This is a genomic window from Lentilactobacillus senioris, from assembly GCF_026798195.1.
Classification (GTDB): domain Bacteria; phylum Bacillota; class Bacilli; order Lactobacillales; family Lactobacillaceae; genus Lentilactobacillus; species Lentilactobacillus senioris_A.
This window is the reverse complement of sequence record NZ_JAPQEZ010000002.1, coordinates 219,406-243,892: the sequence shown is the minus strand read 5'-3', so window position 1 is coordinate 243,892 and position 24,487 is coordinate 219,406. Positions and strand designations below refer to the sequence as shown.

The following is a 24,487-nucleotide window of genomic DNA, read 5'->3' as shown; positions in this document are numbered from 1 at the left end:
TTTAAGTTCGTCATAATACTAGTAAAGCACGCTTTCTAGGTAGGAAACTAAATTTAGAAGGAGTGTTTTTGTTTTGTCCAAAAAATATTTAACGATGGTAGTGGTGTTAATCGCCGCTAACCTCAGATTAGCAGTAACTGGAATGACTCCCATTTTTAGCACCATTCAAAGTGCTTGGAAAGTGGATTCAACGTACACTTCGTTGCTAATGACCATTCCCTTACTATGTTTTGCGATTGGAGCCATGCTGACACCACAGATTTTAAAGCAAATTGGTTTAAATTGGTTTGTAGCATTATCAGCTGTATTGTTGGCAGTTGCTAATCTGCTACGGGTAATTAACGTAGCCACTATGTTGACTGGAACAATTCTGGTAGGCTTAGCCATCGCCTTTTTAAATGTATTGGTGACCACCATTATTGCTCAATACCGACCTAGTGATGCTACCCAATTAACCAGTTATTATTCCTTGACGATGAGTCTCTTTTCGGCCATTGGAATGGGTTTGGTAGTCCCAATGAGTAACTTAGTAAGCTGGCAGTTCAGCATCCAGCTATTCAGTATCCCAGCTATTATAGCTTTAATAGTCTGGTTATTGTCTCAAAAGAAACTACAAACCGGCTTACAGCAACCCATTAAGAAAACTGATGCTCAACCTATCAGTTTCATGCAAACCCTGTTACACGACCACTATGCTTGGTTATTAGCTCTATTTATGGGGTTACAATCTCTAATTTTTTACAGTTTAAACACCTGGCTGCCATCTATTTACGTTGACCATGGCGTTTCTTCAGCCACTGCTGGTTTTATGCTTTCCTTATTCCAGTTAATCGGAATTCCATCTGCGTTGTTACTAACTTGGATTTTTAATAAACGAATCATCTTAACCATCATCTTAATTGGCTACGTTGGCGGAATGTTAAGCATCTTGCTCAATGGAATTGGTCTGTGGATTTCGGCTCTGCTACTAGGTTTTACCAGTGCATTGATTTTTACCCTTGCAATGGCTTTAATTACCAGTAGCAGTAACCGAATGGAAGTTATTGCAGTCAGGTCTGGGTTCGCTCAATTTATCGGTTATTTAATTGCCGCAGTTGGGCCCCTCTTATTCGGACAGCTCCATAGTGTTACTGGTGGCTGGCTAAGTGTTATTATTACCTTCATCATCTTCATGGTAGTTACTATTAGCATCGGGTTTAAAATTACTGCCAGTGAACAATTTCCACAATAAAAAAACAGGGTCTTAACGGATCCTGTTTTTTTATTATATTTAAACTAGAAGTTTGTAAAAGCATTCACACAAATTAATCATCTCTTGGTATACTAAAAAGGTACTATAAGTACTAATGAATAGCTAATCAGTTAGATCAAGGGCTAATTGATTATCATGTTTGTTAGTTAATTTATTTAGGAGATGAAAGACCATGAAAGCATTACGCAAAACCGCAATTTTAATTGCTGCAACATTTACCATTGGTGGTGGAATGACAGCCATTCCTGCTGCACCAGCGCAAGCTAAGACCCGTTATGTTTGGATTGCCCCTAAACATGGGAAAAAATATCATTATGCTAAACACTGTCGGGGACTTAACCACGCCTCTAAATTAAAGCACGTCACTTTAAAATGGGCTAAAAGAAATCACTACAAACTTTGCGGCTGGGAAGATTAATACAAAAAAGCAACCGAAAAATTGTTTCGGTTGCTTTTTGATTTTATTCTTTTATTAAGTTGCCTTTTTTACTTAGTTCGCCAGTAATCAAACGGCCAAACACCATCATCACTATAACTAATACCATGTACTTAGGCAGTGCCCAAACAGTTCCATCGTGCATAACACTCATCAAAAAAGTCAGCGCACTAATGATTAAGTAGTAAACGAAGCTCAACAAACCACTAGCAGTTCCAATCACATCCTCAAATCCAATCAAAGCTTGATTCAGAGCGATTGGTAAAGTAACATTGACCCCCATAAAGGTAATAAAAACTGTTAATAACAATAACGGCAGGTAAGTAGCCATAATTAACATTCCTAAACTACCGATTAATGCAATTAATAATCCTAAGTTTGTTATTTGTTCAGCCCTAACTTTACCAGCAAGCCAATTAGCGGTGACTGCTCCAGTGATACTAGCTGCAGCCATCACTATTCCTAGCCAACCATATTGTTGCACTGAAAGACCAAAATGGCGTTCAAAAACAAACGGGGCCTCAGCATAGTAACTAAACAAGATACCATTGATACCACTAATAATAAGGCAATAACCCCATACCTGTGGACTTTTTAGCATTTTCATTGCTACCCGATACCAGGGACTAATTACTTCTGAAGTAGTTGGCACTCTAGTTTCTGGTAATTTTAACAAAACTACTAAATATAATATTACTGCCATACTAATCAGTACCGCAAACACGCTACGATAATTGCCAAAATAGCTTTGAACTTCGCCGCCTAACAGTGGGCCAAGTGCTGGGGACAATGCCATTGCAGCACTGACTTGGGCAAAAACCTTTTTTCCCTTAATGCCAGCAAATGATTCCCGCATTATAGTTTGAGTAACCACTGAACCAGTAGCCGCACCAAACGCTTGAACTACCCTAGCAACCATTAAGCCAGCAAAATTACTAGCTAACAAAAGGCCTATATTTCCTAATAGATAAACAACAATTCCCCAGCTCATTGCTGGACGCCGACCTACTCGATCAGAGAGCCATCCCCAAAACAAGACACCAATTGCAAACCCAATGAAGTAACTACTCATTGTTAACTGACTAGTTTGAGCACTAACTTGCATTGCTTGACTTATAGCAGGAAGGACTGGGGTAAAAATAGATTCGCTAATTTGAGGAAAACCTACTAAAGCGATAATTAAGATCACTGATGGTATTTTTTTATGGACGTTTTTCACGTTAATTCTCCTAATAATTTAATTTACGGAAGAACGTCCTAAGTCGGCTACAGTAGCACAAGCAATAAAGGTTGTGTAAATAACCACTGCAACTTCAACTCCTTTTTAAATAGTCTCACCAGCATATCATACGAAACTATAATAGACAATCACTCTTTTGCTGCGTCATTGTCACCAACGTCTAATTTAGGATCTACTTTTTTATTTAACCCTAGTAATTTCGATTTCTTATTAATGGTTCTATTATCTACCAACATAATCACAATCATAACGTAGACAATCCAAGCTTTTCTAGGATACAAAGTGTACCGTGAAATCCACTTGGGTGAATATTTTTCCTTATAATCTCGAATTCCTTGGAAGGAATAAAAGCGAGCCCCGAATTCATAAACCAAGTGTGCTACTCGTTCCTGCATAAAGCTTCGCTTGGAAAGCCCCACATTCGATAGTGGTGCCATCCCTAGATCAAAGTACTGAACTCCTCGTTCCTTCATGTAATCAAACAGGTTCACAAACAAAAAGTCCATGCTCCCAGAAGGTGCGTCTTTGCCGTGGCGCATTAAATCAATAGTTCCTACGGATTTGGTGTAAGTAGGCATAAAATTAGCAAAAGAGACAATTTGGCCATCTGGATCTTTTACTACGGCAATGGGAGCTCGTTGTAAGTAGCTTTCTGAGAAGAAACCCATGGAAAAACCTTTTTCCTTACGTCCCTTTAACCAATAATCAGAGATGTCTTGCAAGGTCGCCATTAAATCTTCATCGAACGGTGGTTGAAGCACATCAAATTGGTAACCCGCTTTAGTAATTTTATTAATTGTCGAACGGGTTCCCTTCATTTTCTTGCCTGCAGTAGTAAAGGTATTAAGGTCTACTAAAGCCTGTTCCCCCATTTTAATGAAATCATAGCCCATTTCATGCAGGGTAATGACACTAGTTTCATTAGTTTCATAAAAGATTGGTTGGTAACACCAGCGATCTGCAACATCTAAGAATTCTTGAATAGCATCTTGAAAATCTTCTTTTTTTCCAGCCGGATCACCCATGACAATACATTTGTTGTTATAGGTAACAAATTGGAAAAAGACGGTATCTTCTTCGCCATCATTATAAAAGTAAATTACTTTATCACCTAAAAAGGCCAACTGACTATCAACATTACCACCATACTGGTTTAAAATTTTTAATACTCGGTCTTCGTCTAACGGTACCCCAATTTTATGCTTGCTTCCTTCTAAATAGCGGAAGAACAACATCATAAAAATGGAAACAATAAAGATAGCAACAAAACCAAAGACCCATAACTTTTCTGATGGAAATAAGAAGAAGGAGATGGTCCCCTTATGGTGATGGTGACGACCTACTCGGTTGTAAACCCCAATAATGGTATACAACATTACTAGGATACCGATAATAAAGCCATCAGCCGTCTTCCATTGCCAGGAATAAACTAATTGTTCCCTGTAAAGCTCAGTCCGTGATACCACAATCATAATTAACATGATTCCTAAAACAAACAAGGCGATCATGCTAAAATCAAAGAAGAATGTGTATAGAATTGCAATTATTAATAAAGCAATAGTTGGCCAGTAGGCTCTTTTAACTCGTGCTGCAATCCCACGCCCCATGACTAATAGTGAAAAACCTAAAATGATATTAGGGAATTCCGAAACAATGTGATAATGATAAATGTTAAGCATCTTCAACCACGGAATTTTAGTGAAGCCTTGCGGAATTGTAGCTAGTAAAATAATCATAATTCCGGAGAAATAAAGTAAAAAAACTTCCACTTTATGGAAAAATTCTAATGCTAAGTTCTTTGGAATACCCGAGTATTGAGCATTAATCGATTGCCAAGTATTGTCAAAGAAGAAGGCCCCACCAATAACGAGTGGAATTACATAGTAAGCTAACCGGAACAAAATTAACCAAATAACACTAGTAGCTCTAGGAACTCCCAAGCTGGATAGGCCTAAGATCATAATGACGTCAAAGGATCCCAAGGCACCTGGAATCAACGAAACAATCCCAATTACGGAAGCGGCAATAAACAATGGCAGAATTTCTAAGATCGAAACGGACACTCCCATTGCCCAGCCAACACACATGAAAGCTATAACTACTCCTGACCATTCCAGAAACGAAGTTAAAGTTAATCCCAAGCGATTTTTAGTGGTCAAACCACCTAATAATCCACTTTTTTTGAACTTGGTGAAAACGTATACTGCTGGAAAATAAATACTTCCCCCGACTAGCCAAATCCAATACTGTTGTAAAAATGGCACAGTGTTACCTGTCACCACGATAACCAAACTAACTAAACTAAGTAATGATAATCCGGCTTCCAAGAATAACAAAATTTTAGATAACGCGGACATTACTTCCTTGGGCTCATTGTCTTTGGCATAAAATTCTGAACGTAACCCAATACTAATTAAGCCCCCAAAACCGGCAATATTATTGACGGTGTTAACGAACCAACTAGTCTCAAACACATAACGTTTTTTATACTTAGTATGTAACATGTTGTTCAAAATAAAATCGTAACCAGTCATGGGTAAAACAGAAATAATCCCAATTACTGCAGTTATTAGCAGTTTGTACAACGGAATAGCTTTTAGAGTTACCTTTAATTCCGCTAACGAAATAGATTTAGCAATGGATAATAATTCACTAAAAACAATAACAACAACGGTAACTAAGAATACCGTTTTTAACAATTTAAAATTACTACGAATCCAATTAACGATAGATTTCAATATGGTCACCTTCGATCCTTTCAAGATTGGGCGGCGCGAAAATAAAACTTAGGGGTAGAGTGAAATTTGATCTGTACTTACATAAAATAATAACGGCTAAATTATTGGGAAACCTGAACATTGTATGGCAAGATTGCGAACCGATCCACATAAGTCTCATAGTTTGATCCAACTTGTCGTTCTCGGTATTCTTTAGCTCCACTTTCAAAAATCATACTAATAGTGCGCATCTGTTGGTTAACAGACACCTCTTCTACTGAATGGGGAACTTTAAATTTATCGGAACCACTATTCGGATTTTTAAAATCTAGATTAAGCGAATTATGGCCAGCAAAACTTTGAGCCTTAAGTAGAATTGTGCTAGGTTGTTTGCCAGCTGATTGGCTCAAAACTGCCAACCCATTATTTAGCATCGAAACTCCCTGAACATTATTCCAGCCCGGATAATAAGCCTCAATAATCTTGTTTTGAACAAACCATTTCATTAAGTTGGCAATGGTAGATTGTTTGCTATTACCCTGATTAGGATGCTTTAGATAATACTTCATAAATTTTTGGATATCGGCTTTTCTTTGAGCCACCGAAATAGATTTTGGTAATCCATTTTTATTAGTCGGAATTAAAATAATGGAACGATGAGTGGGGTTTTTACCGTACTTAGCTACCACCAATAAATTCCTGTAGATTGTAATCGCAGAAGTTCTAGTTCCTAATGCAAACGGAATTTTTTGAGACTTAATTGCCTGCTTGGCAATTACTGGATTATACGCATCAATAGTGGATTGCTTAATAACCCCAAAACCCGCGGTACCGTTCAAGTCATCAGAATAAATTAATTGCCTATGTTTGTCTTCATATGTAATTCCCCCAACATGAGCCATAGAATTTAAGATGAGCGACTTATCGTATTTACGAGTTTTTTTGTCAATTTGGAAAATTAATGAATTCAATTTGTGATTACCATCATAAACACTAATAAAATATTTGCTATTAGACTGGGTTAAACCTTGTGGGACCCAATCTGTTCCAAACGCTGCTTTATTAGTCTGATTATTGATTGACCATGCTCCCCTTAACCCTGGAATCACTCCAAATTTAAGGGCGCTAAAGGAAACGTGCTTAGATTTGTTTTCCCGATTTAAACTAGTGAACTGTTTTCTAGCTGCTGCTTCGCTTTGTAACGGCCTAGGATCTGCCGTCCATTTAGGAACGTCACGAGGTTCATCAACCAGGTCAGCAAGTGCGCGTTGTTGTAAGTAATGTTTTACAGCAAAAGTGCCCCCCACTACCAAAATACAGCCTAGCAAAAACACAATAATCCGTTTGGTCCATTTACTTATCATATTTTTTGCCCCTTATATCTTCTTCATAGTTTTTTTATTAAGGCTGTCATACCTTAACCGCTATAGTAGAATTCACACTTTACCACTTGAGTTCTAGTTTAATTTTTACTGATTTTTGAAAATCGGTAGGCTTTTAACGGCTACTATGAAGAATGGCAGGTACAAGAATAAGAGGTTTAACCGTTGCCATAATCCCCGGTGAGAGATTTGCAAAGAGTTAATAAATGGAATCTTAGGCATTGCAAAGAGGAACATAAAGAAACTAGAAAGTAAGAAAATGACCACTAAAGTAATCACCATCAAACTATTTTGTTGTAAATGAAATAGCCAAATTAATAAAAAAGTACCAATTAAGAGAGCTACAAACCCGGCTCCAGAAGCATAGTTATGCAACATGCTTGCGAAACCTACTTCAGCGGTAGAACTAGCCCTATCAACTAGTCCCGTAATAATACAGTCACCAATTCCAAAGATCACAATGCAAATGGCAGTCCCCATAGCTAGTGAATGCGACGTTGAATTAAAATGCGCATAAAAAGCAGGTGCAGCTAACACAAATAAACTACCGTTAATGATTTCCCAAATTTTAAAAGCCATTTTGGTGGGCATCCCAGATTCGCCAAAGCTAGAAATTAACATTTCCGCTTGGCTATATCCCTTTATGTAACGTCCTAATACAAATGGCAAAACCAACTCACTAATTACAGCTATAATTAGTAGGTAAAAGCCATACCGTTCCAATGTTTTCATAGTTCCATCCCCTAAATTTTTAATCACTCCGTTACTATTTTTTATTGTACCCGTTGCCTGAAAAAAGTTCCAAGGAATAGCTCTTTAAAATTAAGATGAAAGTTATAGCGGGGTAAATGGATGAATTATTGAATCAAATATTAGACACAAAAAAAGACCGGTATCTACCAGTCCTTTAATTTCATTCAAATATTTAGGAGAATTATTCCCATTCAATTGTCGATTTATGCTTTAAAAGCCGTTATATCAATGGTCAAAATTAAATGTACCACATTTGTACCACATTTGTACCACATTTCTTTTTAAAAATCGTTTTTTTAATAAAAACTACTATGAAAGCATCTACCGGATGCTTTTTTATTTATATAAAAATAATTTTGATAAAATACACATTTTGTATTTACATTGATATACAAAACGTGTATTATAATAAGTGTAAAGAAGAAGTAAACAAAGCCTACCAAAAAGGTAGGCAGTCCGCTAAGACTTCTTCTAGTATAACACACAAACTGGAGGAAAATAAAATGAGTAAATTAAACGAAGCTACTATTGCAAACATCAAAGAAGTTGGTCACGAATGGCACTTTAAAAACATGAACCGTATGTATCTTAACCTTGAAGATATTATCGACGTTGAATTTTATAACTCCGGTAATGTCAACCATGCCTACCTAAATAACGGTGAAAAAATTTCTAACTCTAAAGCTAATGGACTTAGATTTGCAAAAACTTACTTAGATCTTGACACTGGTGAATTAGTTAGCGACAGTGCAATTTTATTCGATGAAGCACTTGCCAAATTCACCGTTGAAGAACCCGAAGAAGACGAAAACATGGAGGAAGAACAAATGACTGAAGAAACCTTGGTAGAACAATTAAACGCTGAAAATGTTAGTGTTGATGATGTTGATGATGAATTGGACACTTTGAACGAAGTAGACTTTATCAAGACTGGCCGGTTCATGCTAACCGACGAATACCTAGATAACCTTGATGATGACACTGACTTTGAAGATGACTACTACAATAATTTTAATCCAGATGAAAAATTCGTTTGGGAAAGCAACGCTGATGATGCCAATCGCAAAATTGTTACCAGTAATAAGTTGAGTAACTTAGTTGATGAAGTTGTCGGTCTTGATGAAGTTGTACGAATTATGAATGAACGAAACGAGGACTAAAAATGGAAAAACTGCTTGATAAATATTTAAACAATTTAGGCCTTACCCGTGCTGAACTTTCTAGAAAGGGCGGTATAAGCGTTACCGCCTTACAGCGTTCAAGTGATAAAGATGCTTTTTCACTTAATAAGAACATTCCTAGCGCCATTTCGATGGCTACTGGAAAAACTCCCGGTCAGGTACTAGATGAAATCACAGAGTTAGAAATGAGAACCGATATTACTACAGAAGAATTTAAGTTACTAATCAATCGTATTTTCAAGGAAAACAAAATTGAGGCAGATATATACAATGAAGATTTAGGCTACCCTATTGATGCGGTAGTCGTGGAAATCACTTTGCCTAGTAGTGATACCGTACGATTCGGAGTTCACTTCATTGATAAAGATGACTATGATGAAGATTCTATTTTAAGCCCTGTTTATCCTGACGATAGCTTTGTTCTTACTAAAGATGATATTTTACAAGAGCTGGCAGATTCAATGCGTGGCTATGATAACTTCAACGAAGATGACGGGTTTTACTACCCCGCTGAGTTTGAAAGTACAGTTGGTACAAACCACACCTATAAAACTGACTATGAAATCATTGGTATTTGTAAAAAAGATAGCGATTTTTTAGCTAATTTAGGTAAAAAGTTACTATCGTATAGGGGGTAGATCTTTTGAGAAAAGCAGTAGATTTAACGGGAAAAGTTTTCGGTCACCTGACTGTACTTTACCGTCAAAAAAACGGGTATATCTCTCCCAGTGGGCAAAAGCGTCCTCTTTGGCATTGTCGCTGCGACTGTGGTAAAGAAGTTGATGTTATTTCTAGTAAACTTATGCAAGGTAAAAAGACCAGTTGTGGTCATGATAACTTTAGACCGGATTTAGCAGGAAAAAAGTTTGGCGAGTGGACAGTTATAAAGGATGATGGAACTCGTGATAAAAACAATCTCACAATGTGGCTCTGTCGCTGTTCTTGCGGTAACTATAGACATGTTAGTACTGGTTCTTTAAGGAGTGGCGAAAGTAAAAGCTGTGGTCATATTAAAAATGCGAAGTTGTTAAAAACAGTTGCAAGGATTAAAAAAGAAAATCCCGGCACTAATCCTTACTTACTAAACGATAAAAAGCCTTCTACTAATACATCTGGAGAAAAAAACATCTCTATAACTTACCGAAATGGCGTTAAAAAATATCGAGTAGCAGTTATGTATAAGAAAAAACAGTACGGATCAACTTGTAATTCTATGGAAGAAGCCATCGAACTTAGAGAAAAATTGCGCCGGAAATACTGGCCGAACTACGAAAAATAATTCCAAACAAAAAAAGCCCCCAACTAATTAAGGTTGAGGGCTTAATTTATACTATTTAGTTTTTACCACAAAATCTTTATTACCAGTCATGTAAAATCCGCTAGTGGTTTTAATTTCCCACAAACTACTTTTAGTTTTTACAATCGACTTCACATTAAAGTAGGTATTTTCGCCATAGCTTCTAAGCTTCTTGGATCGTTGTTGATCTTTATATAGGTTAATGGTTCGCAAGGTTTTAACTTGCTTCAAGTTGCTTTTAACATAGTACATATTTTTAAAGTGGCTCACCCAACCAGACAAGTATTTCCCGTTAGTTAGTTGAAGTCGGTAAACTTTGCCTTTGACGTGGACTACTCGTTTTACATCAAATTCAGTTCCTTTTGACCAGTGAGCAACTTTCTTTTTGCAGTTTACATCGCTATAGGTAGATACTCCACTAGTTGCCTTTACTCGACGTGGATTCCAACTGTAGTAACTGATTTTCGTTGGCTTGTTAGCTGTGTTTCCTTCACTGTTGCTAGCTGGATTTTGACCACCAGTATAATAATTATCATAAAGTTGGCTCACGTCAAAACTACCATAAGAATTACGGAAATGATAGGTACTAGACCATTGCCAGCTATGACGAACAGAATAATAATTTAGTCCTGCTGCGCTGCTAGGATAATTGGCAATCCACCCCTTGCCGTTGGCAATGTCCATGCGATAACCTAGCCAAGACCCCATAGTGTAAACATCACCACGATAGCCATAAGCTTCAACCGTTTTAATAAAAGCCTTGTTGTTGGCGTTATTGGTAGCTTTATTTACATACGTCTGTTCTGCTGCTTCAACATCAGCAGTTAAAACAGCCCCCACGGGCAAACCAGCTTGTTTGGCTACCTGTGCAGCATAATTTCCCTCGGCAACTGCTTGGGACTTGGTTTTGTAACGGGCAAAGTGATACCCGTTAATGTACAGTCCCGCTGCTTGAGCGTTCGCAATGTTAGTGGCAGCGTAAGGGTCTGCGTAGTAACTTCCTTCACTAATTTTGGTATTTACTGCTTTAACACCATAGTGGTTACGCATATCTAAATACTCTGATGTGGTCATATTACCATTATGATTAGATACGTCGACCATATCCATACGAGCAGCATAAGCATTTTGAGCAAATAAAAACGCCATAGCAGCAGCTATGACGCCAAATACATATTTATTTTTTTTCATGATGATCTCCTTCAAGGTATTTTTTGATTTTATGAGCAATTTCATTATCAATGATTTTTACTAACCACATTGGAAAATACTTTTCCCAGCCTAGTACATAGACATTAGCCATCACTGAAATAAAATTTTGCCAAATAAAAGCTATAGTAAAAGCTACAAAGATGAAAGATCCTGTTCGCAATTCGTAGTCCATTAAATATGCTAATCCTACACAAATCATTATCATGCAATCACGAATAAGAGAATCAATAGCTGTTGAGCTTCGTTTAGTCATAACTTTTGAACGTCTTGCTAAAGCTGATCCACAAAGCCAGTCCAGCATAATAACTAGCAGTAAAGCAATGACCAGCCAATCATGATATGCACTAGGTAAAATATCATGCTGCTTAAGCATCCAAGCTGGTGCAGCCATAGCAAGACCAACAAACCAACTACCACTAGAGTTCATATGAGTTAAAGTTTGCTTGAATAATCCAAAATAATTCAATTCAAACCTCCTTTTTCAGGTGAGCTTGATTTGATTTTTCAATCATGATTATTCACCTGATTCTTTAGTAGTTACAAATCCGGTTAACTTGGCGCGAGCCAACTCTGTAAGTTCTTTTTTAGTAACATCATCAAATGTTTGATCTGCTGCTAAATCAGTAGGATCAATCAAGATGGTTGCACTAATAAAGTTACCATCCAAATTTCCGTTAAATCCAACTGAAACTCCTGTAGTTTCGTCACCATTAAACTTATAAGTTAAATTGTTCATTGTGATATTCATAATTATTTTTCCTCTTCTTTCTTCAAAACTTTAATAGTTGTTTTTAGTTGTGCAATTTGCAAATCTTTCGATGCAATGTTTTGAGCATAGTCAGAAGTCATTTGTTTAATGAGATCTTCTGCATTAATTTTGACATCATCCATATTAATCCTCCTCAATAGCTGTATTTTCAGCATTAATTTTAGATAAAACTGCATTGGGGTAACCAGCAGCGCCATTACTAATTGAATTAAATTCTTCTTCAGTCAGTCTGACGTTCCCGTGCTGGTTGGTATTTTCCGTATTAAGGTTATAAGCAATTCCATAAAACTTTTCATCGCCTTTAGGAAAAACCACGTTGATAATCGTTATTGCTTCACTAGCTTTCATTTAAATCTCTCCTCAATTCATAAACTTCACGTTCTAATTCAAGAACACGTTTAAAAAGCTCCTGAACATTTAGATGTTCAAGAGCCGAAATTCTATCGTAATTTATCCCTTCAAGCTGGTTATCTTTACCACGATCAACCAACATTTCTAAACCTGCATTAGCCAAATCTTCAGCAACAAAGCCTAAGTGAGGCATTAACCTTGGTGTTGCAGATTCAGGTTTTGTCCCATCGGTTAATTCTTTAGCTATTTCTTCAGTTTCCCTCTTATCAAACCAAGATTTAGCAGAAATAGCTAGCAAAGCGTGTGCTTGCTCCTCATCTTTGAATTCATTGATATTCAGTTTATATTTTGATGCAGAACTGGAGCGGGTCAGCGTACCATTAGCATCAACGTACATATTTGCCGATTGGCTGGTTGGGGTAATGTAGGTGGAATAAGTAGTGGTAGACGATCCATCTATATAAATGTGTTCACCATGCAATCTAATGTTATTACTGCCAAAAGTCCCACCAGATGAGCTACTAATACCCACATCAATGTGTGGAGACGATTTAATCATATCTCGGCTTACTCCTGTACCACCCGAAATCTCAATTCCAGCTTCACCACCACCAAGTAAAGCAGCAGGAGTTCCGTTTTCGGCTGAAGTGACAAATAATCCTTTGACTGATTGTAAACCAACACTTGACATACCACCATCTACGTATCCCATTACCCCAATAGTAACAACATCACGGCCAGCTATAATACCACCTTGAAAAGTCTTATTATAAATTTTCAAATATGGTTCAGTTGATGGATCAAATACCCAAAGTGGTTCAACAAATTGTAATTCTCCGCCTTTTAAAAGGATTCGGTTATCGGTATCAGCAACAGAAATATATTTCTTATCAATATCAATATCGACAGCTTCATCAGCAGAATAAATTTTTCCCTTTTGAAATTTAACAGAACCAGTATTCAGATTCAGGCTTAAGTTGCTACCTGTTAAAGTACCCGTGGAAATGCTGCTAGCATTTAAATTTATTAGATTTACGTTTGAAGCATTGATCGTTCCAGTAGTAATTTTATCAGCGGATAAATCACCGATTGCTGCATTGCCAATAACTCCGTTATCAATGGTGGTCTGTCCTGTAATATGGACTTTTTCACCGTCAATCAAAACACCACTACCATCAACGTTAATTTGATTAACTACATCTCCCTCTTTAACACGCAAATTAATGTCGTCAGCCATTTGGGCGATTTGGCTTGTATTGCTATCAACATCCGATACTACACTAGTGATTTGATCCGCCAACTGCGTTACTTGTGATTTGTCAGCCTTATTAGCAACTGTGCCTTGAATTCCATTTACTTCAATTTCTAAATTTGCATAGTCAGTGGCTGAAGCAAGGTCGTCTAATGCTGCTGTCCAAGGTGAAGCATGATTTCCCTCTTCTAGCTTGATTCGAGAAATCCAAACTTTACCTTTACCATTAGTGCCGAAGCCGACATAGATGTTTGTTGTTTCAGCAGTATTACTAACTTTAAAAGTGTAACTAATTGTATCCATACCAGCAGTTGGTTTTATTATTTCTTGTTCTACCCAAGGATCGATTTTACCATCACCGTGTTGCAGTGCTAGTTTAGTTCCCTGCGCTCCCGTAACTACAGCCGAAAGAGTATAAGTGCCACCTTTAGCAACTTTAATCCCATCTTGAGCATAGCCCCATTGACCCGCGTTCGGGCTAACCAACTGCATTGTTCCTCCAGTATTGGTAGGCCAATCAGCCCCCGCCTTAATAATTTCACGAGTTGCACCTGTCATGACTCCCCAATTCCGCCAGTATTTACCAGTTAAATCAGCAAAGTTGCTGTTTTGCAAAAGGTTAATCCCGCCTGTTTGCAAATTATCGAAATCGCTTTGGCTAACTTTCATACTGATTGATTTGTCAGTTTGAGTTTTGTAGGAATTAAAATCAGAGCTACTAACCTTACTAGAAATTAAGCCGTCAGTCTGCGTTTTGTACGAATTAAAATCCGTGCTGCTAACCTTACTAGAAATTAAACCGTCAGTCTGGGTTTTATATGAATTGAAGTCCGTGCTACTTACCTTACTAGAAATCAAGTTAGACATTTGCAATTTGTCTGATTGGTAAGTAGCATCAGAAACCTTGGAATCAATCAGGTTTGAAAGCTGCGTAATGGTTGATTTTTCAACTATATCTGGATTATACGCACCCACCTTAGGGCCGAAAGTTAGCATTGGGTGAGTAATAACGCCATGAACATAATTCGTTGCAACTGTACCGCGGTAGGCTTGATATTGAATAACTACTGATTCAGCCCCTGCAGGAACTGGAACATTTTCAGCTTTAACCAAAACCCATTTATTAAAAATGCTGGCATCACTTTTAACTAAAGCATCTTTCCAGCCAGTGATTCTGGTACCGGATGAATTTAAGAATGCCAAAGTGATCCCAATAGATGCGTCTGCTGATGTTCCATCGTAAACTTTCACCATTGCAGATGCTGAATAAACATTAGCCGGATCAACAGTAGGATTAGGAAGCTTATACGGCTTAGACGCTCCAAATTGCAGCCAACCGCTACCCTTTTGATTAACCGCCAAACCTAGTGATCCTTGATACATCGAGCCGGGAGCATTGGTAATATATACATTCGTTGTTGTCCAACCGTCAGCATTATTTTCATACTCTGAGTTGTAAACTAGATTTCTTTGTCCGGAATTACTTATATCTTCAACAGTTTGCTCAATCGAATTAGCCGTTTGACTTTTAAACGAATTGAAGTCGTTATTACTTACTTTGTCAGCAATTTGTTGCGCTGTTTGTAGTCGATCGGAATCGTATTGACCTTGTGATACCTTACTATCAATCAGTCCCGTTATTGTTGTAATTTGCGTTTGCGTAGCCATATCTTCAGGAGCGGGTGTCCAGTCGGTAGCCTTGTTACCACGTTCTAACTTAATTTGTGAAATCCAAATTGTCCCTTTTCCATTATTGCCAAAGCCGACATAGGCATTCGTAGTTTTAACTGCAGAGCCAGTTTTAAAAGTAAACGTGATTCTGGTTTTTCCACTAGGGATTGTAAATTCTTTTGCTTCCCATGGATCTGCATTACCGTCACCATGCTGTAAAGCAACTGTGGTTGTCGTTGTAGCACCAACTAACGCAGAGATTACGTAGTAAGCATTGTCATCTACTTTAATCCCATCTTGAGCGTACCCCCACTGGCCACCGTTGGGATTATCTAGTCTCATTAAGCCGGGGGTGTTAGCTGGCCAATCGTCACCGGCCGCATTAATTGTACGGGTAGCCCCGGTTGCACCATTCCAATCGCGCCAGTACTTACCAGTTAAATCAGCTAGGTTACCATTACGAACATAATTCTGACCACCAATTTGAAGGTTATCAATCTTATTCAACGTTAGTTGATACCCATTATTAAGCGTGTCAAATTTCGCTTGTGTATCACTACTTAAATTATCAACACGGCTGTTGACCAATATCAGCTTATTAAGCGCATCTTGAGCATCGCTATAGGCAGAAAGTGCCTTATTGTTAGCATTAGTGATAGCAGTATTTGCATCACTAATTTTTTTGTTAACATCGGTAATTGATGCATTCGCGTCACTGATTTTCTTGTTAACATCGGTAATTGATGTATTAGCGTCACTAATAGCCTTATCAGCAGCGGCAATTTTGTCGTCAGCTTCTTTTTGGTTAGCTAGAATGCTGTCATTGATTTCATCTTTAGATTTATTCCAGTCAGTAACCGCCTGATCTACTTTATCGTTAACGTCGTTAGCGGCATCTTGAGCATTTTTTACATCGTTTACCGTATCGTCAATTTGTTTTTGCAGATCAGATCCGGTTAAATCGTCAGCTTTTAAAACCCATTCGCCATTTTCATAGATGTACATTTGGGTTTTACCGTTAACATCTTTGTACCAAATATCATTTTCCTTAGGATATGCGGGTTCATCTGTGCCAGTGTAAACAAAGTTGCCACCGCCAGCGCTGATTCTGCCGTTCATATCATGAAGAACCTGATTAAGAGAACCTTGGTATGAATAGCTTGAACTGTTAGTTACGGTTTCTGAGGTTGAAGAAACGGCTGAAACCGATCCATCAAAAGTTAAAACATAACTATTATTAGGAACTTTAAATTTATTTCCCTTGGTATCTTCAATTTCTAGAAAGTCACCGGCTTCAACTGCTGGATTACCAAACCAATTCAGGGTATAAGGATAAAAATTAAGTCCTCTAAGTTTGAAAAGTATATCGTCCAGTAAAGATTGGGTCATCGAGGGATTATTCAGTGCAACTTGTGATCCAGTTTCTTTCCCAGTATGAAGAGAGACAGTGGAATCACTTGAATTTCCATCACTATCAGTAGATGTTTTAGTTACTTCACACGAAATACCAGAAAGTGAGTATGGTGTTTCGCTTTTAGTTAACCCTTGAAACTCATAGTTATCTGGAGAGACTGGATAAACGGTATCGCTCAGTCCTCTAATCTCTAATTCACCAGCACGGTTAAACACCACATAGCCACCGACAAATTGAGCCAGCATGCCAAGAGCTGTTCGATAAGTTTGTTTAAAGATAGGAGCAATACTAATTTCAGTAGGAAGCCTTCCGATATTTTCTTCATTGATAACTACTCCAGCCATGTTGGCAATTTCTAACACCCAACTTCTGACTGATCCCGGTGTATTTATTGAAGGCGTATAAGTTCCTTCAAGATACGCCATCTTGTCCACTGCAGTAACAGTGGTTTGCTCGTTATTTCGATCCTGTTCAATTTGATCAGAAACAATAAAAACCCCAAGTGGCGAGTATTCAAACGTTCCGTCTGGAAGTTGAATGCCAATTTGAGGTTTTAAAATATCATTTTGTTTAATGTTTTCTTGTAGTTCAGAAAATACTACTTTAATGCTGTTCTCATATGTTGATCCAATACCGAAGGTATCCCCCGTGTAGGCAGCCGAATCATACTGAACGCTGACAATATCTTCTGACGTAAACGGCTTTTCATCATCATTAATCGTCATTTTAATACTTAAGGTTCGATCAGTATTGCGAAAAGCAGCGTTAAAAGCGTCTGACTGTTTCAGCAATTTATCACCTCCTACTGTTCAATGAAATCACATTGCAGTCCTTGCCAAGCAGACAATTTTAATTTTTCGTTCCACGAATATGCCGGCGATGTTCGATCACCTACATAAAAAGTTTTAGTCATCATTTTACCTTCTTGTCCATCAAGATAAGTGCATTGGAAGAATGGATCTTTGATAGCTTGAAGGATTTGGCTAAGTTGTTCAATCGACAACGGCCCCCAATTAATTGTAAGTTTACGTTTAACTGCAACACGATCTCTGGAAAGTTTTCCATTTGCGTTACGTGTTGACTTACCGTCAATATCGTTAACGGTAAAAGAATACTGATTCGGTGCTGGTAAGGTGGTCCCGTTGACTGCCAAATAATAATTCACCGTCTTTCATCTCCTATTTTATAAATCTAGCATTTGTCGACCGTTTTTTCGGTTGACCTTGTTAATACCTTTAATAGTATGTTTGGCAAGTGTTTCATCGCCCACTTTAACAGTAATCTCAATAGGCTTTTGGTTGCCTTGAGAATTACTATTAATTTGTTGATTAGCAAATGAAGCACTGATCGCTTGCATAAGTGCATCTTGAAGTCCACTAGTACCGCCTCCACGGATTTCTGATGGTGAGGTTGATACGTTAGGAATTTCGCTATTAAGGCTTGTCATTGTTTGTGGAATGCCGATTCCACCACTGAAGTTAGTGTGCATAAACTTCATTGCGCCTTGGATCAAGTCCATAGCTCTTTCAGGTTGTCCAAGCGGAAGAATTACTTCTGGGGTGTCATCTTCGGACAAGCTATACATGCCGCTCTTGTTTACAAATCCACCATTACGGAAGTGCAAGTGACTTAAACTGTCCAAACCGCTTAAGTCAATATTGAATCCACCGCCACCAAAAATTGAACCTACTGAATCTTTAACGGAATCAGCAGCTTTTTTGGCTGCATCGTATGCTGCTTGTGCTGTTTTTCGAGCTTTATCTTCAGCCTTTTTAAGAGCATCTTTTAAAGCTTTTTCAACAGTAGAAACAGCACCATCTTTAATTTGGTCAACACCACCCTTGGCTATATCTAAACCAATTCCAGTTGCTGAACCGAAATTCAAGAATTGACTAACACCTTTATTAATAACTTCCTTAGGGTGTGTAGCATCGTAAGCAATGTTACCTGCAATGCCTTGAATGCCACTAATGATGTCTTTTACACGATCTTCAACTGATTCAATAGCACCACTAACAGCCCCACCAATGCCACTAAAGAGGTCGCCAAAATCTGGCATATGAAGATCAAATCCACCAAATAACCCACCAGCATAGTGAGGTAGTTTAGCCTGAGTTTCTCGCAAAGTTTGTTGAGCATTTTTAATGCGAGTTCCGGCTGGCAAGTTAACCATCATATTGCGTTGGGCTGGGAAAATGCCTTGTTTACCATTAGGAAGTTGATAAGCTTCTCGGTAATGTTCAGCATTTTCATCATTGACGATTGCTAAGCCGCCTCTATGTTGACCACCAGTAGCGAACTTAGGAACGTCCCAATAAGATAGACCACTTGAAGCACCGTGAGCGCCAACTTTATCAAGAATCCATTTAATACCTTTGATAACGCCATTAACAGCTTTACCGATAGTACCTACAATTCCATTAGCGATTGAAGCAGCAGCATTTTTAATGGCAGAAACGCCATTCTTTAAACCTTTAGCAATTTTGCCACCTAAACCGCCTGACCATTTAGAAATGGTTTTGCCAACGCTAGTAATTCCTTTGCTTACCCAGCCACCAACTGTTTTACCAGCTTTAGAAGCAGCAGACTTACTACCAGATACATGTTTGCTGATAAAAGATCCTAAACCCTTAGACCAAGACTGAATCTTTTTGTTAACGCCGGAAATGCCAGAATGAACCCAGCCACCAACTGTCTTACCAGCTTTAGAAGCCAACGATTTAGCTCCAGAAGAAGCTTTATTTATGAGCGATCCTAAACCTTTTGACCAAGATTTAATTTTTGTATTCAATCCAGAGATTCCAGAATGAACCCAGCCGCCCACAGTTTTACCGGCTTTAGAAGCTAACGATTTAGCACCAGAAACAGCTTTATTAATGGTTGATCCCAAACCTTTAGCCCATGACTTAATAGTCGTAGATGCCTTAGAAATACCAGTGTGTACCCAGCCACCTACCGTTTTACCAGCTTTAGATGCTAAGCTTTTGGCTCCTGATATTTTGGAATTAATATCTTTACCGATATTTTTAGACCATGTTTTTATGGCTGTTGAGCCTTTTTTAACGTTATTAGATACCCAATTACCAACGTTTTTACCAGCTTTTTCAGCCCACTTTTTGCCGGAAGATATTTTGTCACTTATATCTTTACCAACATTTTTGGCCCAATTAGTAGCTGCCTTAAGGGCTTTTTTACCCCATTTCTGAATCTGCTTACCTGTTTTAGTGTCTTTGAGGAACCAGTTAGCAATGCCACCAACTGGATCTATGATAAATAGAGCTACATCTTGCCAATTCTTCTTAAGCCAATCAATGGCCTTGCCCATCCATTTTTTGATGTTGTTATAAATTCCGTTAACGAAATCTCGGAATTTTTTATTGTGCTTATACAACGCAACTAAGCCAACAACTACTGCAGCAATAGCGGCAGCAATTAGTACATATGGATTAAGTGCCATAACAACATCTAAAGCTTTTTGAGCGACCGCAGCTGCTTTGCCCCAAATTGACCAGTTCTTAAGAGCTTGCCAACCATTAGAAATTGCTGAAGCAAAACCTTTCCAGTTGTTTTTGGCATACCCCCATAAGTCTTTAACGTTAGAAACAGCGTTTTTAAGGTCTGTAACGCCTGTGATCTTGCCGAAAAATTCCTTTAATAGCGATTTTTTACCACTAAGCTTAGTGCTGCTTGTTAGTAAGTCTTCAACAAGTCCAGCACCTTTGTTTAATGCGCCAAAGCTCGTTTTAACAACGAAAATAGTACCAAGAATTTTAGCAAAAGTTTGTACAGCTTTTTGATGTTTATCAATCCATGTAGATAGTTTGCCAAGCGCTTTAGAAATACCCTCAATAGCTCCAATACCTTTACCACCCGTGAATCCAGCAATAGGTTTTAAAAATCCATTGATTAGGGATTTTCCTAATGGCGCTAAAGCTTTTAAAACTGAATTAATTACTTTGATAGCTCCAGAAAGTAAATCAAAGAAAGCTGGTAATGCTTTGGTGATTGTGAATTTCCCAAGTGGTAAAAGAACATTCTGATAACCCCAACTAAGTGCGTCCCAAACCGTTTTATCTAATCCTTTAATGGATTTAAAAAGGCCTTCAATAGATTTAAGTAGCGGTGTGAAATCTAATTTTTTAGCCCATTTAGCGGTAGCACCAGCCATATCACTAATGTGATCAGCAATATCTTTAACAGCTTCAAGAATGGTATGAAAAATACTTTGACCAGTTTTTCCAGCGTCCCATGCTTTCTTAAACTGACCAGCTAAGTTACCAATGGTCTCACCAATACTTCCTGAAATTTTGAAAATGTCTTTAAAAATGCCAGTTCCTACAGCTCCCTCTTTCCAAGCAGCAGTAAAGGAACTGACAAAATCATCAAGTACAGCAAGGACGTTTTTAACTGCACCAAGCCAACTCTTGAACATTTTTGTTCCAGTATTACCAGACTTCCAAGCGTCACTAAAACTATCAGCAAAAGCACCAATTAATTTCCCAATGTTAGTAACGATGCTAATAAGTTCTTGAAAAATCTTTTTACCAACATTGCCAGAATCCCAAGCTTTTTTAAATGATCTGACAACTTCGTCTAAATCTTTAAGGATCTTGGCAATATCTTCGAGCCATACCTTAAATAGCTTAGTTCCGGCGTCACCTTCATTCCATGCAGCACGGAATGAATCGGCAAAATCCGCAATCATGTTGTTAATGTCGGTGAACAAAATTAACAAGTTCTTAGCAATTCTTTCGCCAGTGCCGTCATTCCAAGCCTTACGGAATGAATTAGTGATGTCATCTAAAAGCTTAAAAATTGCGTCTAATGCTTCAAAGATTGATTGGATGTATTTAGTACCACGTCCGTCATCTTCCCATGCTTTGGCAAACGCCTTAGCAATATCACCAACTAGTTTAAGCATATCTGCTAGCAGTTTCAGTAGATCAGTAAGTGTCTGAATCCCCAGCTTACTATCCCAAACTTTAAGGAAAGACCGCCCAATGTCGCCCAGCAGTCGCCCAATTTCTTTAAGAGCGTACTTCAAGGAGTTAATGACATCTTTACCTTCAGCGTTCCATGCAGCTTTCATAGGCTTGTAAAGATCAGCTAAAATATCACGAAACTTCTTAGCTGCTTCATTAGCACCACCAAAAGATGGTCCGAGGTTACGCAATGCTTTTTGAACACCATCTAATTTCTTAGCTGCAGTATCTAAAGCATCATTTAAGGACTTGGTTTGTTCAGGATTAAAGGTCTTAAGTGCCTCATCGCTACCGTTGTCAGAAACTGTTGGTTTTGGCTTGTACTTTTCTTTATCCTTGTGATCTGCAGTTTTAGGTGTGTAGTCGGGAATTTCTTTAGAAACATCAAGGGTATTGATTTCATCAAAGCCCATCAGATTATTTTTGTAATCTTGATATTTTTTCTTGAGTTCTTCAATGCGTTCTTTTTGTTTCTTGTTATAGGCGGCTACAGCGTCATCAGCTTTCTTATTTGAAGCAGTAATTGCGGCATTGGCCTTCTCAACTGCTTCCTTTCGTTTTTGATTAGCTGATTTGATAGCAGAATTCTGTTCTTGAATTGCTTTACGCCTTGCAGCATTACGAGCTTTAATTCTGGCGTTTTCTTCTTGAACCTGTTTACGTCCAGCGACATTACGAGCTTGAATTGCAGCATTCTGGGCTTGAATCGCTTTCTTAACGGAATCGTTGTTGCTATTAGAAGAAGTACTCTTACCTTCTTCACCAGCAGCTTTAGCACCGTCATACAATTTGATTGCCCCTGCTTGAGAAGCTGCATTACTCATGCCGAAAAGCGCTGAACTAAATTTAGCTAGCCAACCAGTTGCCTTAGATAAGACTTCCATAAATTGGTTGATCCACGGCATAACTGTTGAGTAGAGTGGATAAAAAGCAGCAATCAAGTTAGCCTTGATCTGATTCATGCTGTTATTAAATTGTTTATTTGCCTTAAAAGCATTTGCAAATCCTTCGGAAAGTTTTTGCAGGGCAGCAAAACCAACACCCCAAATTAAGAATTGCGCTGGCAATGACTTAATGCCACGAGATAACTCTTTTAGTTGGCTGTCAGAGTGTTTGATACCTTTGTTCATCTTGTTCAGTGAACTATTGGAACGATTGCCTAGCGAAGTCATAATGCTTCCTAAGCTGCGAGCCTTACGACCCATGTCACCCATTCCGTTTGATCCACGTTTGAGCAAGTAAGAAATACCCGTCATTTTACCGGCAGCACTAGCAACTAACTTCAAAGCTTTTTGAGCCTTAGTTCCAGATGAGCCTAACTCACTTAATGACGCTCTAACCTTACGAGTAGCCGTATAGTTTTCGTTGAAATCGGTATTTACCTTAGGGATTGCTTTACCTAGTTCACCGTACCGATCTTCTAACTTACCATACTGGCTGTTAAGACTATCACTGGTATGAATAGCCTTATTCATTTGCGCTCTGACCTTTGCTACTTGGTCAGCAATCTTGCGTGATTCTTCAGTAGAAATTGTTGGTTCAGCGTTAAATCCTTTGGACGAATCAAACTTCATAGCGTCCTTTTCAGCAATTTCTAGTGCCTTGATCTTACGCTGATAAGTATTAATTTTGGCTTCGTTATCGTCCATCTGACTAGCAATCTTTTCTAATACAGACGGAATCTCCTTGTACTCGTTCTTCATTGAGCGAGCAAGGTCTTTGGCTTGGTTAAGCTGTTTAACCATTTTGGATTGTTCACTGGCTGCTTGCTCATTAGTTTTAGTGGCTGTTTTGTAGTCACCACGGTTACCAGCCATGCCACTAATGTTTTTAAGATTTGACATTCGTTGTTGAGCTGCTCGTGCCTGATCCATTTTGGCATCAATTTCAGCTACCATGGCATCAACATCTTTACCCACACTAGATCGCATCTTCGTAAAATTTTTAGTTACGGACTTAGTACCGTCATCAGTGCCTTCAAGAGAAGATTTAACCTTATCAGAAAACTCATCAATCTTCTGTTGTGTGGCCTCAAATTCTTTACCCATTTTTTCAGTAATGCGAGAAAAGTCGATATTATCACCGGCTTTATCGGTTTCTTTTTCTGTAGTATCAGAAATTCCACCTAGTGATTCAGAAATTGTCTGCTTCAACTGATCCAACTTAGGCTTGATGCGTTCGGTATTCATATCAAAAATAACTTGTAAAGTGTCTAAATCCAAAATTACCCACCTCCTTTTTTAGCGTTATTAGTTGCTTTGATGAGTTCAGCTTGCTTCATAAACTCAAGCCGATCTCTTTGCCAATCCTCCATAGGTTCAGATTGATCCGCTGCTTTGTCACCATCATCTAAAAAGCCATACATCTTATCGACGTCCGGCATTTTATTAGGTTCATTAAAGGCGTAAGCCATTAATTGTGATAACTTGTGATCCATAACAGCTCGTTCCTTTAATTCACGCATGTGGCGCTCTTTGATCCCTTTAGACTGGACAATAATTTCTTCAAGTGTCATGTCCCAATACTCTGTAGCATCAATGCCAGCATTAACGGCTAGAGGATACATGGCCCACAACAT

Annotated in this window: 18 protein-coding genes; 5 read left to right on the top strand and 13 right to left on the bottom strand. The window is 38.3% G+C overall.

Going from position 1 to position 24,487, the window contains the following annotated elements:
* Positions 1 to 73 precede the first annotated feature (73 nt).
* Both OXT66_RS03375 and OXT66_RS03370 read left to right on the top strand, forming a co-directional pair.
* Positions 74 to 1,231, top strand: a complete 1,158-nt coding sequence (locus OXT66_RS03375) for an MFS transporter (protein WP_268595708.1) — start codon at positions 74 to 76, stop codon at positions 1,229 to 1,231.
* Between the two features lie 193 nt (positions 1,232 to 1,424).
* Positions 1,425 to 1,670, top strand: a complete 246-nt coding sequence (locus tag OXT66_RS03370; RefSeq protein ID WP_268595706.1) for a hypothetical protein — start codon at positions 1,425 to 1,427, stop codon at positions 1,668 to 1,670.
* Positions 1,671 to 1,713: 43 nt separating this feature from the next.
* Here the strand turns inward: OXT66_RS03370 and OXT66_RS03365 are convergent, their stop codons facing one another.
* From OXT66_RS03365 to OXT66_RS03350, 4 genes are all read right to left on the bottom strand, one after another.
* A complete protein-coding gene (locus tag OXT66_RS03365; RefSeq protein WP_268595704.1) occupies positions 1,714 to 2,907 on the bottom strand; it encodes a multidrug effflux MFS transporter in 1,194 nt (397 codons plus the stop codon).
* 149 nt (positions 2,908 to 3,056) lie between these two features.
* Positions 3,057 to 5,669, bottom strand: a complete 2,613-nt coding sequence (mprF, locus tag OXT66_RS03360) for a bifunctional lysylphosphatidylglycerol flippase/synthetase MprF (protein ID WP_268595917.1) — start codon at positions 5,667 to 5,669, stop codon at positions 3,057 to 3,059.
* Positions 5,670 to 5,767: 98 nt separating this feature from the next.
* Positions 5,768 to 7,009, bottom strand: a complete 1,242-nt coding sequence (locus OXT66_RS03355) for a hypothetical protein (protein ID WP_268595702.1) — start codon at positions 7,007 to 7,009, stop codon at positions 5,768 to 5,770.
* Between the two features lie 105 nt (positions 7,010 to 7,114).
* Positions 7,115 to 7,759 (bottom strand): DUF998 domain-containing protein, encoded by a 645-nt coding sequence (locus OXT66_RS03350; protein ID WP_268595700.1) that lies wholly within the window; start codon positions 7,757 to 7,759, stop codon positions 7,115 to 7,117.
* 524 nt (positions 7,760 to 8,283) lie between these two features.
* Between OXT66_RS03350 and OXT66_RS03345 the strand changes: the two genes are divergently transcribed.
* The 3 genes from OXT66_RS03345 to OXT66_RS03335 are packed head-to-tail and all read left to right on the top strand — an operon-like array spanning position 8,284 to position 10,240.
* Positions 8,284 to 8,940, top strand: a complete 657-nt coding sequence (locus OXT66_RS03345; protein ID WP_268595698.1) for a hypothetical protein — start codon at positions 8,284 to 8,286, stop codon at positions 8,938 to 8,940.
* 2 nt (positions 8,941 to 8,942) lie between these two features.
* Positions 8,943 to 9,599 carry a hypothetical protein gene (locus tag OXT66_RS03340; RefSeq protein WP_268595696.1) on the top strand — a complete coding sequence of 219 codons (657 nt, stop codon included), beginning with the start codon at positions 8,943 to 8,945 and terminating at the stop codon, positions 9,597 to 9,599.
* A 5-nt stretch (positions 9,600 to 9,604) separates the two neighbouring features.
* The gene (locus tag OXT66_RS03335; protein WP_268595694.1) at positions 9,605 to 10,240 is read left to right on the top strand and encodes a hypothetical protein; all 636 of its coding nucleotides are present in this window, start codon (positions 9,605 to 9,607) and stop codon (positions 10,238 to 10,240) included.
* Between the two features lie 51 nt (positions 10,241 to 10,291).
* Here OXT66_RS03335 and OXT66_RS03330 read toward each other — a convergent pair whose 3' ends face one another.
* From OXT66_RS03330 to OXT66_RS03290, 9 genes are read right to left on the bottom strand one after another with little or no spacing between them, the layout of a single operon-like run.
* Positions 10,292 to 11,449, bottom strand: coding sequence for a GH25 family lysozyme (locus OXT66_RS03330; protein WP_268595692.1), 1,158 nt, complete (start codon positions 11,447 to 11,449; stop codon positions 10,292 to 10,294).
* A complete protein-coding gene (locus tag OXT66_RS03325; protein ID WP_268595690.1) occupies positions 11,436 to 11,936 on the bottom strand; it encodes a phage holin family protein in 501 nt (166 codons plus the stop codon). The genes OXT66_RS03330 and OXT66_RS03325 overlap by 14 nt, the downstream gene beginning before the upstream one ends.
* Before the next feature lie 48 nt (positions 11,937 to 11,984).
* The gene (locus OXT66_RS03320) at positions 11,985 to 12,218 is read right to left on the bottom strand and encodes a hypothetical protein (protein ID WP_268595688.1); all 234 of its coding nucleotides are present in this window, start codon (positions 12,216 to 12,218) and stop codon (positions 11,985 to 11,987) included.
* Between the two features lie 2 nt (positions 12,219 to 12,220).
* A complete protein-coding gene (locus tag OXT66_RS03315; RefSeq protein WP_268595686.1) occupies positions 12,221 to 12,361 on the bottom strand; it encodes a hypothetical protein in 141 nt (46 codons plus the stop codon).
* 1 nt (position 12,362) lies between these two features.
* Positions 12,363 to 12,587 (bottom strand): hypothetical protein, encoded by a 225-nt coding sequence (locus OXT66_RS03310; protein WP_268595684.1) that lies wholly within the window; start codon positions 12,585 to 12,587, stop codon positions 12,363 to 12,365.
* Entirely contained in the window at positions 12,577 to 17,718 is a 5,142-nt protein-coding gene (locus OXT66_RS03305) for a gp58-like family protein (RefSeq protein ID WP_268595682.1), read from the bottom strand. Before OXT66_RS03305 ends, OXT66_RS03310 begins: the two co-directional genes overlap by 11 nt.
* A gap of 11 nt (positions 17,719 to 17,729) precedes the next feature.
* On the bottom strand, positions 17,730 to 18,092 hold the full coding sequence (locus OXT66_RS03300; RefSeq protein WP_268595680.1) for a DUF6711 family protein: 363 nt from the start codon (positions 18,090 to 18,092) through the stop codon (positions 17,730 to 17,732).
* 18 nt (positions 18,093 to 18,110) lie between these two features.
* Positions 18,111 to 24,131 carry a hypothetical protein gene (locus OXT66_RS03295; RefSeq protein ID WP_268595678.1) on the bottom strand — a complete coding sequence of 2,007 codons (6,021 nt, stop codon included), beginning with the start codon at positions 24,129 to 24,131 and terminating at the stop codon, positions 18,111 to 18,113.
* Positions 24,132 to 24,133: 2 nt separating this feature from the next.
* Complete coding sequence (locus tag OXT66_RS03290; protein ID WP_268595677.1) at positions 24,134 to 24,475, bottom strand: hypothetical protein; 342 nt, start codon at positions 24,473 to 24,475, stop codon at positions 24,134 to 24,136.
* Between the last annotated feature and the right edge of the window lie 12 nt (positions 24,476 to 24,487).

Coding starts and splice junctions, on each gene's coding strand:
- OXT66_RS03370 (WP_268595706.1), top strand. CDS start 1,425: ATGAAAGCATTACGCAAAACCGCAATTTTAATTGCTGCAACATTTACC.
- OXT66_RS03355 (WP_268595702.1), bottom strand. CDS start 7,009: ATGATAAGTAAATGGACCAAACGGATTATTGTGTTTTTGCTAGGCTGT.
- OXT66_RS03350 (WP_268595700.1), bottom strand. CDS start 7,759: ATGAAAACATTGGAACGGTATGGCTTTTACCTACTAATTATAGCTGTA.
- OXT66_RS03345 (WP_268595698.1), top strand. CDS start 8,284: ATGAGTAAATTAAACGAAGCTACTATTGCAAACATCAAAGAAGTTGGT.
- OXT66_RS03340 (WP_268595696.1), top strand. CDS start 8,943: ATGGAAAAACTGCTTGATAAATATTTAAACAATTTAGGCCTTACCCGT.
- OXT66_RS03330 (WP_268595692.1), bottom strand. CDS start 11,449: ATGAAAAAAAATAAATATGTATTTGGCGTCATAGCTGCTGCTATGGCG.
- OXT66_RS03320 (WP_268595688.1), bottom strand. CDS start 12,218: ATGAATATCACAATGAACAATTTAACTTATAAGTTTAATGGTGACGAA.
- OXT66_RS03315 (WP_268595686.1), bottom strand. CDS start 12,361: ATGGATGATGTCAAAATTAATGCAGAAGATCTCATTAAACAAATGACT.
- OXT66_RS03310 (WP_268595684.1), bottom strand. CDS start 12,587: ATGAAAGCTAGTGAAGCAATAACGATTATCAACGTGGTTTTTCCTAAA.
- OXT66_RS03290 (WP_268595677.1), bottom strand. CDS start 24,475: ATGTATCCTCTAGCCGTTAATGCTGGCATTGATGCTACAGAGTATTGG.